The 18,076-nt window shown below is 69.8% G+C and carries 16 protein-coding genes; 7 read left to right on the top strand and 9 right to left on the bottom strand.

Annotated elements, in window-relative coordinates; translation table 11 throughout:
- The 3 genes from GRC12_RS28110 to GRC12_RS28100 all read left to right on the top strand — a co-directional run.
- The coding region (locus GRC12_RS28110) for a carbohydrate ABC transporter permease (protein WP_208782169.1) at positions 1–851 on the top strand (851 nt) is incomplete at its 5' end.
- Positions 852–855: 4 nt separating this feature from the next.
- The gene (locus tag GRC12_RS28105; RefSeq protein WP_208782168.1) at positions 856–1,695 is read left to right on the top strand and encodes a carbohydrate ABC transporter permease; all 840 of its coding nucleotides are present in this window, start codon (positions 856–858) and stop codon (positions 1,693–1,695) included.
- A gap of 313 nt (positions 1,696–2,008) precedes the next feature.
- Entirely contained in the window at positions 2,009–2,758 is a 750-nt protein-coding gene (locus GRC12_RS28100; protein ID WP_439959906.1) for a helix-turn-helix domain-containing protein, read from the top strand.
- A 24-nt stretch (positions 2,759–2,782) separates the two neighbouring features.
- On the opposite strand, the gene GRC12_RS28095 is transcribed toward GRC12_RS28100, so the two are convergent.
- Positions 2,783–3,808 (bottom strand): ATP-dependent 6-phosphofructokinase, encoded by a 1,026-nt coding sequence (locus tag GRC12_RS28095; RefSeq protein ID WP_133044724.1) that lies wholly within the window; start codon positions 3,806–3,808, stop codon positions 2,783–2,785.
- A 241-nt stretch (positions 3,809–4,049) separates the two neighbouring features.
- On the opposite strand from GRC12_RS28095, the gene pta reads away from it, so the two are divergent.
- The 3 genes from pta (at position 4,050) to pyk (ending at position 8,919) form a co-directional block, all read left to right on the top strand.
- Positions 4,050–6,194, top strand: a complete 2,145-nt coding sequence (gene pta, locus GRC12_RS28090; protein ID WP_208782167.1) for a phosphate acetyltransferase — start codon at positions 4,050–4,052, stop codon at positions 6,192–6,194.
- Positions 6,191–7,396 (top strand): acetate kinase, encoded by a 1,206-nt coding sequence (locus tag GRC12_RS28085; protein ID WP_208782166.1) that lies wholly within the window; start codon positions 6,191–6,193, stop codon positions 7,394–7,396. Before pta ends, GRC12_RS28085 begins: the two co-directional genes overlap by 4 nt.
- 95 nt (positions 7,397–7,491) lie before the next feature.
- Positions 7,492–8,919, top strand: coding sequence for a pyruvate kinase (gene pyk, locus GRC12_RS28080; protein ID WP_208782165.1), 1,428 nt, complete (start codon positions 7,492–7,494; stop codon positions 8,917–8,919).
- A gap of 98 nt (positions 8,920–9,017) precedes the next feature.
- On the opposite strand, the gene GRC12_RS28075 is transcribed toward pyk, so the two are convergent.
- From GRC12_RS28075 to GRC12_RS28060, 4 genes are all read right to left on the bottom strand, one after another.
- On the bottom strand, positions 9,018–10,361 hold the full coding sequence (locus tag GRC12_RS28075) for a hypothetical protein (protein WP_208782164.1): 1,344 nt from the start codon (positions 10,359–10,361) through the stop codon (positions 9,018–9,020).
- A complete protein-coding gene (locus GRC12_RS28070; RefSeq protein ID WP_208782163.1) occupies positions 10,351–10,911 on the bottom strand; it encodes a DUF6114 domain-containing protein in 561 nt (186 codons plus the stop codon). The genes GRC12_RS28075 and GRC12_RS28070 overlap by 11 nt, the downstream gene beginning before the upstream one ends.
- A 133-nt stretch (positions 10,912–11,044) precedes the next feature.
- Entirely contained in the window at positions 11,045–11,677 is a 633-nt protein-coding gene (locus GRC12_RS28065) for a DUF6230 family protein (RefSeq protein WP_208782162.1), read from the bottom strand.
- A 624-nt stretch (positions 11,678–12,301) separates the two neighbouring features.
- Positions 12,302–13,282, bottom strand: coding sequence for a tetratricopeptide repeat protein (locus GRC12_RS28060; RefSeq protein WP_208782161.1), 981 nt, complete (start codon positions 13,280–13,282; stop codon positions 12,302–12,304).
- A 209-nt stretch (positions 13,283–13,491) separates the two neighbouring features.
- On the opposite strand from GRC12_RS28060, the gene GRC12_RS28055 reads away from it, so the two are divergent.
- Positions 13,492–14,169: a TetR/AcrR family transcriptional regulator gene (locus tag GRC12_RS28055; protein WP_208782160.1), complete on the top strand. Its 678-nt coding sequence runs from the start codon at positions 13,492–13,494 to the stop codon at positions 14,167–14,169.
- Here the strand turns inward: GRC12_RS28055 and GRC12_RS28050 are convergent.
- The 4 genes from GRC12_RS28050 to GRC12_RS28035 form a co-directional block, all read right to left on the bottom strand.
- Positions 14,121–15,095, bottom strand: a complete 975-nt coding sequence (locus GRC12_RS28050) for a trypsin-like serine peptidase (protein WP_208782159.1) — start codon at positions 15,093–15,095, stop codon at positions 14,121–14,123. The two genes, GRC12_RS28055 and GRC12_RS28050, sit on opposite strands and share 49 nt — an antisense overlap.
- A 137-nt stretch (positions 15,096–15,232) precedes the next feature.
- Positions 15,233–16,933: an acyl-CoA mutase large subunit family protein gene (locus GRC12_RS28045; protein ID WP_208782158.1), complete on the bottom strand. Its 1,701-nt coding sequence runs from the start codon at positions 16,931–16,933 to the stop codon at positions 15,233–15,235.
- A gap of 85 nt (positions 16,934–17,018) precedes the next feature.
- Entirely contained in the window at positions 17,019–17,357 is a 339-nt protein-coding gene (locus tag GRC12_RS28040) for a DUF3817 domain-containing protein (RefSeq protein ID WP_133044713.1), read from the bottom strand.
- 83 nt (positions 17,358–17,440) lie between these two features.
- Positions 17,441–17,950: a MarR family winged helix-turn-helix transcriptional regulator gene (locus GRC12_RS28035; RefSeq protein WP_208782157.1), complete on the bottom strand. Its 510-nt coding sequence runs from the start codon at positions 17,948–17,950 to the stop codon at positions 17,441–17,443.
- Positions 17,951–18,076: the final 126 nt, after the last annotated feature.

Below are 18,076 nucleotides of genomic sequence, written 5' to 3'. Positions count from 1 at the left end.
GTACCCTCGCCCGCTTCCTCCCCCTGTCCCCCGCCGTCGTCCTCCTGCTGCTCTTCCTGGCCGGCCCCATCGCCTACTGCGCCTACATCGCCTTCACCGACCTCCAGCTCACCGGGCAGGCCCACTCCTCCTTCGTCGGTCTCGCCAACTTCCGCGAGGCCTTCCGGGACAAGGAGTTCCTCAACGCCGTATGGCTGACCCTCGTGTTCACGGTCATCTCGTCCCTGCTGGGGCAGAACACCCTGGGCCTCGCCCTCGCCGCCCTCATGCAGCGGGCGTCCAAGCCCGTGCGCACCCTCACCGGCGGTGTCGTGATCACGGCGTGGGTGCTGCCGGAGGTCGTCGCCGGCTTCCTGCTGTACGCCTTCTTCCGCCGTGAGGGCACCCTGAACGCCATCCTGGACCTGCTCCATCTCCCCTCCCAGAACTGGCTGTTCACCCTGCCGATCCTCGCGGTGTCCTTCGCCAACGTCTGGCGCGGCACGGCCTTCTCGATGCTGGTCTACTCGGCCGCGCTGAACGAGATCCCGAAGGAGGTCACCGAGGCGGCCGAGGTCGACGGCGCGGGCGGCTGGCGCCGGATGTGGCACATCACCCTGCCGATGATCCGCCGCTCCATCGGCACCAACCTGATGCTCAACACCCTGCAGACCCTGTCGGTCTTCGGACTGATCTGGGTGATGACGAGGGGCGGTCCCGGGAACAAGAGCCAGACCCTTCCCCTGTTCATGTACGAACAGGCCTTCCAGAACAGCATGATCGGCTACGGCACCGCCGTGGCCCTGCTGCTCCTGCTGGTCGGCTCGCTGTTCTCCCTGGTCTATCTGCGCCTGCTGCGGACGGAGGTCTGACCCCATGGCCCTGACTCTCGCCGACCGCCGCCGAAGCCGCCGACTGGCCGCCGACGCGGGCCTGTTGGCGGTCGCCGCCGCCTTCGCGCTGCCCCTGGTCTGGGTGCTGTTCTCCTCGGTGGACCCGCACGCGGACCTCAGGGTGAAGGCGCCCGACGGCGTCACCTGGTCCAACTTCGACGCGATCCTGAAGCAGGACATCACCTTCACCCCGCTGCTCAACAGCCTGATCCTGTGCGGCGGGGCGACGCTGCTGACGGTGGTGTGCGCGGCCCTGGCGGCCTATCCGCTCTCCCGTTTCCGCTCGCGTCTGAACCGGCCCTTCCTGCTCACCGTCCTGTTCGCGACGAGCCTGCCCATCACGGCGATCATGGTCCCGGTGTACGCGCTGTTCGTCCGGGTGAACCTGATCGACACCATGCAGGGCACCATCCTCTTCTTCGCCGCCTCCCAACTCCCCTTCGCCATCTGGCTGATGAAGAACTTCATGGACGGGGTGCCGAAGGAGCTGGAGGAGGCCGCGTGGACGGACGGGGCCTCCTCGATGCAGTCCCTGGTCCGGATCGTGCTCCCCCTCATGGGCCCGGGAGTGGCGGTCGTCACCGTCTTCTCCTTCGTCGTGATGTGGGGCAACTTCTTCGTCCCGTTCATGCTGCTGCTCACGCCGGACCAGATGCCGGCGAGCGTGAGCATCAACGAGTTCTTCGGCAACCGGGGGATGGTGGCGTACGGGCAGCTGGCGGCGTTCTCGATCGTCTACTCGACGCCGGTGATCCTGCTGTACGTGCTCATCGCCCGGAGACTGGGAGGAGGCTTCGCCCTGGGCGGCGCGGTCAAGGGCTGAGCCGCCTGCCCGGGGCGGAGCGGAACGGCGGGATCGAGCCGCGGGTTCGGCTCGGCCGCCCGGTGGGGCGTGGTACCGGCCCTGACGCACGTTTCTTCGAGCTCCGTCCACAGGCGCGAGGCCCGGGGAGCGCCGTCAGGGCCGATCCCGGTCAGGTGTCAGCGGGCGGTGACGGGTGACGTTCGGGCATATGCCCCTCTACCTTGCCAGCCTGCGCGCTCCACCGACCCCGGAACGCTGCACAGCCGTACCTTCCTACAATCCGTATTCCTGGCCGAACAGACCGTAGTCAGTGCACTCCCGCGCCTCTACGTTGTGGCGCGTGCACCCACCGTCGCCCCGCCCGAACCGCCCGAACCACTCCGCTCGTCCCCTTCAGCCCGCCCCGCCCTTCAACGCCATAGCCGCCCGCCGGCTGCGCACGGCTCTCGACATGGGCCCCGAGCACGTCGCCTACGGAATGCGCGTCTCCTTCGGACTGCCCTATGTGACCGCGGACCTGGTGACCTCCTGGGAGCGCGGGACCCTGTTCCCGTCGAACGCCGAACTCTCCGCCCTCGCGGGCGTGTTGTGGTGCTCCCCCGGTGAACTGATCGGGAAGCCGCGGACCTTGCGCGACCACCGCATCGCCCGTGGCCTGGCGCCCGAGAACGTGGCCCGTTTCGTCGGGCTCGAACTGCCCGCCTACCTCCACATGGAGGAGCACGGCACCTGGCGCGGCAACAACCGCCAGTCCACCGCCCTCGCCGAGCTGCTCGACCTGTCGCTGCCGGACTACATCACCGTCACGGGGCGGGAGCCGAAGCTGGCCGAGATGCTGCGCGGCGCGGTGACCACGCGCTGGCAGGCGTACGTCCGGCCTGTCGCCAAGGCGGTACCGCTGGACCGGCGGCTGCTGGAGGACTCCCTCCAGCAGCTCCACCAGGACTACCAGGGGCAGATGGTCGCCTCGCTGAGCTGGGGCGCGGGCTGCGCGGCGAACACGGCCGGCGACGCGGGGCGGGACTTCCTGGACCGGATCGTCGACCACTTCTGGGCCGCGGTCCAGGACAACACCGAATGACCCCCGAAGGGTTCGGCAGGGGGCCTAGAAGACCGACTCCGCCTCGTCCATCCGGTCCTTGGGCACGGTCTTCAGCTCCGTCACCGCCTGGGCCAGCGGCACCATCACGATGTCGGTGCCCCTGAGCGCCGTCATCTTCCCGAACTCGCCCCGGTGCGCCGCCTCCATGGCGTGCCAGCCGAAGCGGGTGGCGAGCACCCGGTCGTAGGCGGTGGGGACGCCGCCGCGCTGGACGTGGCCGAGGATGACCGGCTTGGCCTCCTTGCCGAGGCGCCGCTCGAGCTCGTAGGCCAGCGCGGTGCCGATGCCCTGGAAGCGCTCGTGGCCGTACTTGTCGATCTCGCCGTGGCCGTAGTCCATGGTGCCCTCGGCGGGGTGGGCGCCCTCGGCGACGCAGACGACCGCGAACTTCTTGCCGCGGGCGAAGCGCTCCTCGACCATCTTGACCAGGTCGGCCGGGTCGAAGGGGCGCTCGGGCAGGCAGATGCCGTGGGCGCCGGCCGCCATGCCGGACTCCAGGGCGATCCAGCCCGCGTGCCGGCCCATGACCTCGACCACCATGACCCGCTGGTGGGACTCGGCGGTGGTCTTCAGCCGGTCCATCGCCTCGGTGGCGACACCGACCGCGGTGTCGAAGCCGAAGGTGCGGTCCGTGGAGGAGATGTCGTTGTCGATGGTCTTCGGGACGCCGACCACCGGCAGACCGGCGTCCGACAGCATCCGCGCCGCCGTCAGCGTGCCCTCGCCGCCGATCGGGATCAGCGCGTCGATGCCGAACTCGTGGATCATGTCGGAGGCGTTCTCGCAGGCCTCGCGCAACCGGTCGCGCTCCAGGCGGGAGGAGCCGAGGATGGTGCCGCCGCGGGCCAGGATGCCGCTGACCGACTCGAGGTCGAGGGTGCGGTAGCGGCCGTCCAGCAGGCCCGAGTAACCGTCCTCGAAGCCGATCACCTCGTCGCCGTAGTGGTCCACCGCCCGGTGCACGACCGAGCGGATCACGGCGTTCAGGCCGGGGCAGTCGCCGCCTGCGGTGAGAACTCCGATGCGCATCGTGCTGTCGTCTCCTGCTCGGTCTCGGTACCGGTGAGCAGATCCGATTGTTTCATGCTCCACGGCCGAGTCCGTTGTGTCCCTTATCACCCGGATGGCCGGGCCGCCCTGCGCGGTCGGCCCCCCGTCCTGACGGGCGCCTTATCCAGCGCCGAGGGTATTGTCAAGGGGGTTCCGCTCGCCCCGACGGGCGATGTCTGTACCGGCGCCAGACGAACGCCAGACGAAACGGAGAGCACGCGTGACGCGCAGCGTGTACGTGACCGGTATCGATCGCGGCGACGGCCGCCAGGTCGTCGAGCTGGGGGTCATGGAGCTGCTGACCCGGCAGGTCGACCGGGTGGGGGTGTTCCGGCCCCTGGTCCACCACAGCCCCGACCGTCTCTTCGAGCTGCTGCGCGCCCGCTACCGGCTCTCCCAGGACCCGGCCACGGTCTACGGCATGGACTACCACGAGGCCTCCGCCCTGCAGGCCGAGCGCGGGACCGACGAGCTGGTGTCCACGCTCGTGGACCGCTTCCACGTCGTCGCCCGGGACTACGACGTCGTCCTGGTCCTCGGCACCGACTTCGCCGACACCCAGCTGCCCGACGAGCTGTCCCTCAACGCCCGGCTCGCCAACGAGTTCGGCGCCTCGGTGATCCCCGTGGTGGGCGGCCGCAAGCAGCCCGCCGAGGCCGTGCTCGCCGAGACCCGCAACGCCTACCGCGCCTATGAGGGGCTCGGCTGCGACGTGCTGGCGATGGTGACCAACCGGGTCGCGCCCGAGGACCGGGACGAGATGGCCCGGCAGCTCGACTCCCGGCTGCCGGTGCCCTGTTACGTCGTGCCGGACGAGCCCGCGCTCTCCGCGCCCACGGTCTGGCAGATCAGCCAGGCCCTCGGCGCCCGGGTGCTGCTCGGCGACGACTCGGGGCTGGCGCGGGACGCCCTCGACTTCGTCTTCGGCGGGGCGATGCTGCCCAAGCTGCTGGGCGCCCTGACCCCGGGCTGTCTGGTGGTCACCCCGGGCGACCGCGCGGACGTGGTCGTCGGCTCGCTCGCCGCGCACAGCGCGGGCACCCCGCCGATAGCCGGCCTGCTGCTCACCCTGGGCGAGGTGCCGGACGACGACGTCCTCACCCTGGCCGCCCGCCTCGCGCCCGGCACGCCGGTGCTCTCGGTGCCCGGCATGAGCTTCCCCACTGCCGAGCAACTGTTCTCCCTGGAGGGGAAGTTGAGCGCGGCCACCCCGCGCAAGGCGGAGACCGCGCTCGGCCTCTTCGAGCGGTACGCCGACACCACCGACCTCATCCGGCGGGTCTCCGCCCCGAGCAGCGACCGCCTCACCCCGATGATGTTCGAGCACAAGCTGCTGGAGCAGGCCCGCTCCGACAAGCGCCGGGTCGTGCTGCCGGAGGGCACCGAGGAGCGCGTCCTGCACGCCGCCGAGGTGCTGCTGCGCCGGGGCGTGTGCGACCTGACCCTGCTCGGACCGGTCGACCAGATCCGCAAGAAGGCCGCCGACCTCGGCATCGACCTGGGGGAGACCCAGCTGATCGACCCGGCCACCAGCGAGCTGCGCGACTCCTTCGCCGAGAAGTACGCCGCCTTCCGCGCCCACCGGGGCGTCACGGTGGAGCTGGCGTACGACGTGGTGAGCGACGTGAACTACTTCGGCACGCTGATGGTCCAGGAGGGCCTGGCGGACGGCATGGTCTCGGGCTCGGTCCACTCCACGGCCGCGACCATCCGTCCCGCCTTCGAGATCATCAGAACAAGGGGGGCCGCGCGAAGCGCGTCAGGCAGGGCGGTGGTGGGAGACGGGCGGGCGAAGCCGGACGCCGACATCGTCTCCTCGGTCTTCTTCATGTGCCTCGCCGACAAGGTGCTCGTCTACGGCGACTGCGCGGTCAACCCCGACCCGGACGCCGAGCAGCTCGCCGACATCGCCATCCAGTCGGCCGCGACGGCCGAGCAGTTCGGCGTGGAGCCGCGGATCGCGATGCTGTCGTACTCGACGGGCACGTCCGGTTCCGGCGCCGACGTCGACAAGGTGCGCGAGGCGACGGAGCTGGTGCGCGCCAGGCGCCCCGACCTCAAGATCGAGGGGCCGATCCAGTACGACGCCGCCGTGGAGCCCACCGTCGCGGCGACCAAGCTGCCGGAGTCGGACGTGGCCGGGCAGGCGACGGTGCTGATCTTCCCGGACCTCAACACGGGCAACAACACCTACAAGGCCGTGCAGCGCTCGGCCGGCGCGATCGCGGTCGGCCCGGTGCTGCAGGGCCTCAACAAGCCGGTCAACGACCTGTCCCGGGGCGCCCTGGTCTCGGACATCGTCAACACCGTGGCCATCACCGCCATCCAGGCCCAGAACTCCGCAGAGAAGGCACCCCTGAAGTGAGCGCGACCCGCGTCCTCGTCCTCAACTCCGGCTCCTCGTCGGTGAAGTACCAGCTGCTCGACATGCGGGACAGCAGCAGGCTGGCCGCGGGGCTCGTCGAGCGGATCGGCGAGGAGACCTCCAGGCTCCGGCACACGCCGCTCGCGAGCGGCGGTGAGACCCGCGAGTCTCTCGGCCCGGTCGCCGACCACGAGGCCGCCCTGAAGGCCGTCGCGGAGGAGCTCTCCAGGGACGGACTCGGCCTGGACTCCCCCGAGTTGGCCGCGATCGGGCACCGGGTGGTGCACGGCGGCAGGACCTTCACCGAGCCGACCGTGATCGACGACACCGTGCTCGCCGAGATCGAGCGGCTGATCCCTCTCGCCCCGCTGCACAACCCGGCCAACCTCACCGGCATCCGCACCGCCCGGGCCCTGCGTCCCGACCTGCCGCAGGTCGCCGTCTTCGACACCGCCTTCCACACCACGATGCCGGAGTCGGCCGCCCGCTACGCGATCGACGTGGCCACGGCCGACGAGCACCGCATCCGGCGCTACGGCTTCCACGGCACCTCGCACGCCTATGTCTCCCGGGCCACGGCGAGACTGCTCGGCAAGGCGCCCGAGGACGTCAACGTCATCGTGCTGCACCTCGGCAACGGCGCCTCCGCGTCCGCGGTGCGCGGCGGGACGTGCGTGGACACCTCCATGGGGCTGACGCCTTTGGAGGGACTGGTGATGGGTACGCGCTCCGGGGACATCGACCCGGCCGTCATCTTCCATTTGGCGCGTGTTGGCGGAATGTCCATCGATGAAATCGACACTCTTCTCAACAAGAAGAGCGGGCTGATCGGCCTCTGCGGCGACAACGACATGCGGGAGATACGGCGCCGGATCGACGCGGGCGACGAGGAGGCGAAGCTCGCCTTCGACATCTACATTCACCGCCTGAAGAAGTACATCGGCGCCTATTACGCGGTACTCGGCCGCGTGGACGCGATCGCCTTCACAGCGGGAGTCGGGGAGAACGCGAGTGAGGTGCGGGAGGCTGCCGTCGCGGGCCTGGAGACCCTGGGCCTGGCGGTGGACGGCGCGCTGAACGCCGTACGGGGCGACGAGCCGCGGCTGGTCTCGCCCGCGGACGCACGGGTGAAGGTCGCCGTGGTGCCCACCGACGAAGAACTGGAAATCGCTACGCAGGCCTACGCGCTCGTAAAGAAGTGACCGAGCAGTAACCGGCAAACGAGCACCGCTCCGCCCATATGAATCTTCCGCCAGACGGAATATTCCGCGGCGAAACAAACCGATAGGATCGCCCCATGCGCCGTTCGAAAATCGTCTGTACTCTCGGCCCCGCGGTCGACTCCCACGAAATGCTGGTCTCGATGATCGAGGCCGGAATGAACGTGGCCCGGTTCAACTTCAGCCACGGCACCCACGCCGAGCACCAGGGGCGGTACGACCGCGTCCGTGCCGCGGCCAAGGAGACCGGGCGCCCCATCGGCGTCCTCGCCGACCTGCAGGGCCCCAAGATCCGTCTGGAGACCTTCGCCGAGGGTCCGGTGGAGCTGGAGCGCGGTGACGAGTTCGTCATCACCACCGAGGACGTCCCGGGCGACAAGACCATCTGCGGTACGACGTACAAGGGCCTGCCCGGTGACGTCGACCGCGGCGACCAGATCCTGATCAACGACGGCAACGTCGAGCTGAAGGTCCTGGACGTCGAGGGCCCGCGGGTGCGGACGATCGTCATCGAGGGCGGTGTCGTCTCCGACCACAAGGGCATCAACCTGCCCGGCGCCGCCGTGAACGTGCCGGCGCTGAGCGAGAAGGACGTCGAGGACCTCCGCTTCGCGCTGCGCATGGGCTGCGACATGGTCGCCCTGTCCTTCGTCCGCGACGCCAAGGACGTGGCCGACGTCCACCGGGTGATGGACGAGGAGGGCCGGCGGGTCCCCGTCATCGCCAAGGTGGAGAAGCCGCAGGCGGTGGACAACATGGAGGGCGTCGTGATGGCATTCGACGCCGTCATGGTCGCCCGCGGTGACCTGGCCGTCGAGTACCCGCTCGAGAAGGTCCCCATGGTGCAGAAGCGGCTCATCGAGCTGTGCCGCCGCAACGCCAAGCCGGTGATCGTGGCGACCCAGATGATGGAGTCGATGATCACCAACTCCCGCCCCACGCGCGCCGAGGCGTCCGACGTGGCCAACGCGATCCTCGACGGCGCGGACGCGGTCATGCTGTCGGCGGAGTCCTCCGTGGGCGCCTACCCGGTCGAGACCGTGAAGACGATGTCGAAGATCGTCGCCGCGGCCGAGCAGGAGCTGCTCAGCAAGGGCCTGCAGCCGCTGGTGCCGGGCAAGAAGCCGCGCACGCAGGGTGGTTCGGTCGCCCGTGCGGCCTGCGAGATCGCCGACTTCCTCGGCGGCCGCGGCCTGGTGGCCTTCACCCAGTCCGGCGACACCGCCCGCCGGCTGTCCCGCTACCGCGCGCAGCAGCCCATCATCGCCTTCACCACCGACGAGAACACCCGCAACCAGCTGACCCTCAGCTGGGGCGTGGAGTCGCACGTGGTGCCGTTCGTCAACACCACCGACGAGATGGTCGACATGGTCGACGCGGAGATCGCCAAGATCAACCGCTTCAACCCGGGCGAGATCGTCATCATCACCGCGGGTTCGCCCCCCGGCGTCCCCGGCACCACCAACATGCTCCGCGTGCACCACATCGGCGGCACGAACAACTGACGCCGCCGTGAAGGCGGTTGTACGGCGCTGAGGGCGCCCCCTGGACCAGGGGGCGCCCTCAGTTCGTGCGCGGCTCCCGAACGGGCCTGTGGCGGCGCTCAGCCGGTTCCGTCGGTCGTGTACAGATGCATCCCGGGCACGTGCAGGGTGCCGCCGAACTGGGCGGCCTGGACGACCTTGACGTTGGTGAAGTAGATCAGCGGGATGTTCAGCGGCGGCGGGTTGTCGGGGCTGAACGTGATCGGGATCAGACCGAACAGGTTCCCGGAGATGGACTGCGTGTACATCGTGGTGTCGCCGCCGCGGATCGTGGACGTCGTGCCCTTGCCGGCCTGCACGTGGTAGGTCTTGTTCTGGCTCGTGTCCTTGACCGTCTGGTGCAGGTCACCGATGTCCGTGCCGCCGGAGATGACGTACTTCAGCACCTTCTTGACGGTGCCTCCGGCCGTCTTCACCTCGACGATGCCCTTGTAGTCGGCGCCCTTGAGCGTCAGCGAGCTGGCGTTGAGGTACCAGGGGTCGTTCGCGACCGGAACCTTGTTGTCGACACCGCTGGTGGCGTCGGTGGCGGCGTCGCAGTTGGCCGCGTCCGCGCTCGAACTCGCGCTCGGCGAGGGGCTGGCGGAGGACGTGGCCGCCTCGGCCGCCTTCTCGGCCGCCGTGGTGGCGCTGTCCGCCGCCTTGGACGCCGCGTCGGTCGCGCCCTTCACGGTGTCGTCGACCGTGTCGGTGACCTTCTTGGTGGTGTCCTTGACGGTGTCCGAGACGCCGGCGCCCGAGGACGAGTCCTTGGTGGCACTCGCCGAGGACGACGCGGAGGGGGACGGCGTCGGGCTCGCGCTCGACGTCGAACTGCCGCTGCCACCCGTGAAGATGCTGCCGAGCGTGTCGCCGATGGTGTCCAGGAGGCCGCCACCGCTGCTGCTGCTCGTCGACGCCGAGGGGGTGGGCGTCGTCGCGGTGTCACCGGAGGAGGACTTGCTCTGCGAGGCGGACGGGGTCGGCGTGGCCTTGTCGTCGGAACCTGAATCCGACGAAGAGGTCTTGCCGGAGTCCGCGGTCGACGAGTCCTTCGACGTGCCCGCCGAGGACGAGGCGGACGGTGAGGGCGTCGCCTTGTCGGCGGAGTCGCTCGAACTCGCCGAGGCGGAGGGCGAGGGCGAGGCCGAGGAGCCGTCCAGGGCCGCGACACAGTCCTTGTAGTCGTCGGCCTTCTGGCTGTTCGTCGTCGCGGTGGAGCCACCACTGTCGGCGAGGGCCAGCGAGGACGTGAACCCCATTCCCACGATGACCGCCGTCGGCATCGCCGCCATGGCTATCGCCTTGCCGGCGGGCATGTGGAACCTGGTGAACAGCGGCTTCCTGGGGGCCGCGTGGCGCGGCCCGGTTCTCACACGGGACTCGTCCACATCAGTCCCGTGGGTCACCTCGTCAGCCGGCACTGTGCCTCCCGTTCGCCCCGTTGGCCGGGCTCGTTCCTGACAGATCGTTCGGCTCGTCGACCACGGGCTTGAGGAGCGTGGTGTCGGAGTCCAGGGCCTGCGGGGCGTCGCCCGCTCCCGTGGTGTCCTCCTTGACCGGCTGCTCCTCCGGCGGCACGCCCGGCGCCCACGACACGGCCATGGCCCCGCCGACCAGCGCGAGCAGGAAGCCCATCAGGAAGCCGCCGAGGTTGGACACCGGGATGGAGACCAGGCCCAGCAGGATCGCCGCGACGCCCGCGAAGACCCGTACGTGCTTCTGGAACCAGAGGCTGAATCCCAGCACGACGAGCAGCACGCCGATGATCAGGGAACCGGCCCCGCCCGTGGTGGCCATCGCCAACGTCAGATGACCGACCTGGAGATGCGCGTACGGGAAGTACATGATCGGCAAACCGGCGAGCAGGACGAAGAGCCCGGCCCAGAACGGCCGCGTGCCCCGCCAGGCGCGGAACTGCGCCCTCCGGCGACTGAACTGGCCGGCGGGTACGGCAGGAGTCTCGGCGCTCATGGAAAACAGCTCCCTGGTGCGGCTTTGCTGTGGTGATGGTGCTGTGGTGATGAGTTTGTGCTGCGTGTGAAGAAGTCGGTGGAAGGTGGACGGGCGGGGGCGCCCTTCGGCTCCCCCGCCCGTCAACGAGTGCTCAGTAGCACTCGTGGGTGCCCGTCTGGACCGACATCTTCAGCCCGCTGAGCTTGAAGGTTCCGGCGGTGGTCGCCCACGCCGTCTGCTTAACGCCGCTCAGCGAGGCGTGATCGGCCTGCTGCGCGAACCCGTACGGGTTCGCGGTGTCACCGCTCTTGATGCCGGGACCCTTGCTGGCGTCCTTGGCGGCCACACCGATGTCGATGTTCGTGAACGTCGCGTCGGCGCTCAGGTCGTCGAGGTCGATGTAGAGCTTGCTCGCCTCGACCGGCTTGTCGCCGCCGCCCGCCTTCAGGATCAGGCTGACGTTGCCGATGATCGGGATGTTCGGGGTGACGACCGACTGGCACAGACCCTTGATGGTCGCGGAGTTGAACGCCGAGACCGCGACCGGGTGGGCCGTCTTCTGGCCGTCGAGGGTGTACCCCGAGTCGACGGCGCCGTACTGTGCGAACCCGTCACCTTCGAGCTGGTCGGCCGTGACCTTGAACTGCTGGCCGGACACGCTGAAGGACGCGGCGAGAGCGCCCTGCGCGAGGGCGACACCTATCGCGGCCGTTGCGGCGACGCTGGGCACCATGACCACAGCGAACCGCTTCCATCTGGTCCCGCCACGCACCTGGGACTCCATATTTCCTCCTTCTCGGACGTACATCTCCTGGTCCCGGCGGCCCCCAGTCGGCGGCTCGTCCGGGCAGGGATGGGAGAAGTGCTACGTCCTCGGGAAGGGGAGCGCCCGTACTCGGAGGCGCGAACCGCGCACCGATCACCGGCGATCACCCCCGAGCGACAACCACTGGTCGCGCCTGACACGCATCACGCACAACCTTGCTGGACAGGCTTCGCCGAGTGGACGAAGACCCCCCTGCCCAAGAGCCGGCGCACCCTGGCGCCGTCTCTGCTCGGTGGGGACCCAGGAACTCCCGCGACCCGACCGGCTGTCGGGGTACGGGAACGGACCGAGCGTCGCCGATCGTGGTGCATTCTCGCCGCCCGCACAAGGGGCTTCGTTACTGGGTAGTAACGGCCGGATAACCGAAGCACGACCCAGAGGTCTCGGGTGGCGACGGAGGGTGCAGCAGGGAGCGGGGACAAAGCTATTGATCGTTGGACAGAATCCGACAGATCAACGGCCGTAACTTACTCGTAGTAACAGCGGCCGCGATTACCAAGATTTGGTAAAGCGCGGCCGCACTGACGTTCCGTCGGCAAATCTTTCACTCCGGCATCACATGCCGTGGCGTTTAGCGACTGGTCAGAACAGCGCCCGCGCGAGCGCCCTCCGGGCCGTCGCCACACGCGGATCATCCGCCCCAACGACCTCGAAGAGCTCCAGCAGTCGCAGACGCACCGTGTCCCGGTCGTCACCCGCCGTGCGCCGGACGGTCTCGATGAGCCGCCCGAAGGCGTCCTCCACATGACCGCCGACCAGGTCCAGGTCCGCCGCGGCGATCTGCGCCTGGACGTCGGCCGGCTTCTCGGCCGCGTCCTTGCGCGCCTGTTGCGGGTCCAGCCCCTGCACCCGCTGGAGCAACTCGGCCTGCGCGAGACCGAGTTTGGCCTCCGGGTTGCCGGGGTCGTCGCTCAGCACGTTCTTGTAGGCCTGGATGGCCCCGCCCAAGTCCCCCGAGTCCAGGGCACGTACGGCGGCCTCGAGCAGGGCGTCGTACGGCCCGGCCGGCACCGCCTGCGCGCCCGCCGGGGCGCCGCCCGGCTCGGCGTCGGGGTCGACCGTCAGGCCCGTGAGGCCGAAGCGCTCCTCGGCGACCTGCACCAGCTGGTCCAGGGTCTGCCGGATCTGCGCCTCGCCCGCGGCCCCCTGGAAGAGCGGCAGCGCCTGGCCGGCGACGACCGCGAACACCGCCGGGATCCCCTGGATGCCGAACTGCTGCATCAGCATCTGGTTGGCGTCGACGTCGATCTTGGCGAGCAGGAAGCGCCCGTTGTATTCGACCGCCAGCCGCTCCAGGACGGGGCTCAACTGCTTGCAGGGCTCGCACCACTCGGCCCAGAAGTCGATGACGACGGGCACCTCGGTGGACCGCTGCAGGACGTCGCGCTCGAAGGAGGCCTCGTCGACGTCGATCACCAGATCGGCCGGAGAGACGGCTCCGGTGCCGCCGCCCTGCCGGGCGGCCTCGGCGCGCGCCTGCTCCGCCTTGGCCTTGGCCTCCTGGGCCGCCTTCACCGCGGCGAGGTCGACGACTCCGCTCATGGACATGTTCCGTGGCTGCATGCGTCTATCCTCCCCCGTCCGCGCGTGTGAATGAAAAGCGCCGTGAAAGCCGGTCGAACTCGCGTGTGGTCGGCGCCGGGTCCCCACCCCGCGCCACGCCCTGTGGTTTCGCTACGAGTCGTAGCGTAATGGCACCGGGTGCCTCTTGGGTACCACCCCCCGGTGATCTCCCTCACGGCATCACAGGAACCGCCGGTTATGGTCGGGGGATGCAGAGCCGCACCCCCGTCCCCCGTGCCTCCGGACGCCCGCGCAGCGCCGAGGCGGACGCCGCGATCCTCGCGGCCACCCGGGAGGCGCTGGTGGAGCTGGGCTGGTCCAAGCTCACCCTGGGAGACGTCGCGACCCGGGCCGGGGTCGCGAAGACCACCCTCTACCGCCGCTGGGCGGGCAAGAACGAACTGGTCGTCGACGCGGTCGCCGAGCTCTTCGACGAACTGCGCCTGCCCGACCGCGGCAGCCTCGCCGCCGACATCGAGGGCGTGGTCCTTCAGCTCGCGGCGATCCTGGACCGCCCCGAGGCCAAGAGCGGCCTGATGGCGGCCATCGCGGAGTCCACCCGCGACGACGCCCTGCGCGAGCGCATCCGGGACTCCATCGTCGACCGGCAGAAACGCCTGGTCCTGGAGGGCCGCGCCCGCGCCCAGCGCCGCGGCGAACTGGCCCCGGAGCCGGACCCGGCGGAGTCGGCCCGCACGGTCGACCTGATCTTCGACGTGGTGGCGGGCGCGGTGGTCCACCGCACCCTGGTCAGCGGCCGCCCGGCGGACGAGGACTGGGTGCGCGCCTTCACCGCCCTCCTCCTGGGCGGTCTCCGAGCGGACGGCGAGGGACCGCCTCAGGACGACGGGCCGGCCGGCGGGGCTCCGCTCACCGCGTCGTCGTAGAGGGATCGGACCTTGTCGCCGAAGTAGGCGCTGTAGGAGATCTCGGGGGTGTTGCCGCCGGTGTGGTAGCCGCCGATGATGCCGACCACCGCCCAGCCGCCCGACCACGGCACCAGCATCGGCCCGCCGCTGGTGCCGTCCACGAACGCCTTGCAGGCGATGCGCAGATAGCTGCCCGGGTCGGCGGGGTCGTCGCTGTCCCAGCGGGTGGTCCAGCTCCAGCACTCCAGCGGCTTCTCGGCTCCCCCCGGGTAACCGATCATCCGCACCGGGGCGTGCCGGTATCCGGTCCCGGTCAGCAGCCGCACCGAGCCGCCGGTCGCGTCCTCCAGGGACAGGCCGTTCTGGTTGGCTTCGGTGACGGCGAAACCGACGTCGTACTCGGCGCCCGCGTCCTCGCCCAGGTCGTAGTACTGCTGGGGGACGTAGACGCCGTTGGAGCGGACCGGGAAGACACCGAACGGCTTGAGTCCGTCGTGGTACTGCGGCACGAAGGCGAGGTTGCGCCGCGGGGAGCTGCCCGAGTAGCTGCGCAGGCAGTGGCCCGCGCTGAGCACCAGGTCGTGGCCGGGGCTGTGCACCACCGAGCCGCTGCAGGTGCGCCCGGTGCCGGTGGGGTCGGTCCAGAAGAAGGTGCCGGCCTGGGGCATGCCGTCGAAGCTGCGGCTGGGCGGGACGTACTCGCCGGGCCGGGGGCCGTCGACCTTGGCGGAGACGGTCTGCGCGTCGTCGTCGGCGGTGTCGCTGGGCAGCGCGGCCACCAGCCGGTCCGCCGTCCAGTAGGCGTCGAGCCGCTCGGCCACCGGGTTCGGCCTGGGCGGCCCCGCGTGGGCGGAGGCCAGCGGGGCGAACCACGCGCACGGCAGCAGGGCCGCCGCGATCGCGAGGGCGCCCTTGACGGCCCTCGGTCTGAACAGCCTACGCACCGTCAGGTCCCCTAGCGGTCGGCACAGTCGACGGTGCCGATGGTATGCGTGGGATTGACGGTGGAGAAGAAGGCGAATCGATTCACCCCGCCGGGGGTCGGCATCCACGCGGGGTCTGGGAGCGCAGATCAGTTTCCTCAGAACCCGGCGGGTTCCCTGTACACGCCCCACTCCTCCCGCAGTACCCCGCAGATCTCGCCCAGCGTCGCCTCGGCGCGTACGGCGTCCAGCATCGGCTCGATCATGTTGGCGCCCGAACGGGCCGCGGTGAGCATGCCGTCGAGCGCGGACCGTACGGCGGTCTCGTCGCGCGCCGTCTTCCGCTCGCGCAGCACGCGGACCTGCTCCCGCTCCACCTCGTGGCTGACCCGCAGGATCTCCAGGTCACCGGTCACCGACCCGGTGTGGACGTTGACGCCCACGACCCGCTTCTCCCCCTTCTCCAGGGCCTGTTGGTAGCGGAACGCGGACTCGGCGATCTCGCCGGTGAACCAGCCGTCCTCGATCCCGCGCAGAATGCCGGAGGTGACGGGCCCGATGGGGTGCCGTCCGTCGGGGTGGGCCTTCAGACCCCGCTCCTTGATCCGCTCGAAGACCTTCTCGGCGTCGGCCTCGATCCGGTCGGTCAGCTGCTCGACGTACCACGAACCCCCCAGCGGATCGGCCACGTTGGCGACCCCGGTCTCCTCCATCAGCACCTGCTGGGTCCTGAGCGCGATCTCCGCGGCCTGCTCGCTCGGCAGCGCGAGGGTCTCGTCGAGGGCGTTGGTGTGCAGCGAGTTGGTGCCGCCGAGCACCGCGGCGAGCGCCTCGACGGCCGTACGGACCACGTTGTTGTACGGCTGCTGGGCGGTGAGCGAGACACCGGCGGTCTGCGTGTGGAAGCGCAGCCACTGGGCCTTCTCGGACCGGGCCCCGTACACGTCCCGCATCCACCGCGCCCAGATCCTGCGCGCCGCCCGGAACTTGGCGATCTCCTCGAAGAAATCGACGTGCGCGTCGAAGAAGAAGGACAGCCCGGGCGCGAACACGTCCACGTCCAGCCCGCGGCTGAGCCCCAGTTCCACGTATCCGAAGCCGTCGGCGAGCGTGTAGGCGAGCTCCTGCGCGGCCGTCGCGCCCGCCTCGCGGATGTGGTAGCCGGAGACGGACAGCGGCTTGTAGTCCGGGATGCCGGCCGCGCAGTACTCCATCAGGTCGCCGATCAGCCGCAGATGGGGCTCGGGCTGGAAGAGCCACTCCTTCTGGGCGATGTACTCCTTGAAGATGTCGGTCTGGAGCGTGCCGTTGAGCACCGCCGGATCGACGCCCTGCCGCTCGGCGGCGACGAGGTACATGCAGAAGACCGGGACGGCCGGCCCGCTGATGGTCATGGAGGTCGTCACGTCCCCGAGCGGGATGCCGTCGAACAGCACCTCCATGTCGGCGGCGGAGTCGATCGCGACCCCGCAGTGCCCCACCTCGCCCAGCGACCGGGGGTCGTCGGAGTCGCGGCCCATGAGGGTCGGCATGTCGAAGGCGACGGACAGGCCCCCGCCTCCGTGGCCGAGGATCATCTTGTAGCGCTCGTTGGTCTGCTCGGCGTTCCCGAACCCGGCGAACTGCCGGATGGTCCACGTCCGGCCCCGGTACCCGGTCGAGTAGAGCCCGCGCGTGAAGGGGTACTCCCCCGGCCACCCGATCCGCTCGAACCCCTCGTACACGTCCCCGGGCCGGGGCCCGTACACCGGCTCCACGGGATCTCCGGAGAGCGTGCTGAAATCGGCGTCCCGCTTCCGCGCGGCGTCGTACCGGGCCTGCCACCGTCGGCGGCCCTCTTCGATCGCGTCAGCGTCCATACCCCCGAATTTACTTGGACGTCCTAGTAAATGTCGACAGGGGGACCGCCGTACGTGTGTCGTACGGCGGTGAGGGAGGGGTGCGTCAGACCTTGGCGACCGCTGGGGTGCCGTCGGTCACCTTGGCCTCCAGCTCGTGGGTGACCTTGCGCTCGACGAAGAAGGCGGCCGTGGGGACCGTCCCCGCGAGCAGCACCCACAGCTGCTTGCCGACCGGCCACTTCGCCTTGGAGCCCAGGTCGAAGGCGAAGACCAGGTAGACGACGTAGAGCCAGCCGTGGGCGATGCCGATGACGGTGGTGAACTTGTCGGCGCCGTCCACGTGAAGCCCGTACTTGGCGATCACGCCCAGGGTCAGCAGGACCAGCAGCACACCGGTGACATAGGCCATGACGCGGTAGCGGGTCAGCACGCTCTTCTTCATGACGTCGAGCGTAACCGCCCGTTCCGGGAGATCTTGGGCCGGGTCGGTCCTAGTCAGTCCTCGTCAGCCCTCTTCAGTCCTCATCAGTCCTCGTCGAAATCGTTCGCCGCCACCCGCAGCGGGCGGAGCATCGCGAAGATCTCGGCGCACTCCTCCGCGTCGTAGACACCGAGGCCGAAGTCCATGGCCATCAGGTCACGGGTCGCGGCTTCGACGACCTCGCGGCCCTTGTCGGTGATGGAGGCGAGGGTGCCGCGGCCGTCGTTCGGGTTGGGGCGCTTGGCGACCAGACCGGACCTGACCAGGCGGTCGATGGTGTTCGTCACCGACGTGGGGTGCACCTGGAGCCGCTCGCCGATCTTCGACATGGTCAGCTCGCCCTCCTTGGAGAAGGTGAGCAGCACCAGCGCCTCGTACCGGGCGAAGGTCAGTCCGTACGGCTTGACCACCGCGTCCACCTCGGCGAGCAGGATCTGGTGCGCGCGCATGATCGAGGTGATGGCCGCCATGGACGGCACGTTGCCCCAGCGCTGCTTCCACAGTTCGTCGGCGCGGGCGATGGGATCGAAGGGGAGACTGAGCGGCTTCGGCACGTCACTGACCTTACCGGCCGGTCACATGGTGGTCAGCCCCGTCTCGCCTTTCGGTCGCGCGTTTGCCTGCGGCGCCTGTGCGGGTTCGGTGGGGGCGGGCGTAGCGCCTTCGGTTTGGTGGTGGGT

Origin of the sequence: Streptomyces griseorubiginosus (assembly GCF_017614965.1) — a bacterium.
Taxonomy (GTDB): Bacteria; Actinomycetota; Actinomycetes; order Streptomycetales; family Streptomycetaceae; genus Streptomyces; species Streptomyces griseorubiginosus_B.
Note: the sequence above shows the minus strand (reverse complement) of the source record. Positions and strands in the feature narration are given on the sequence as shown.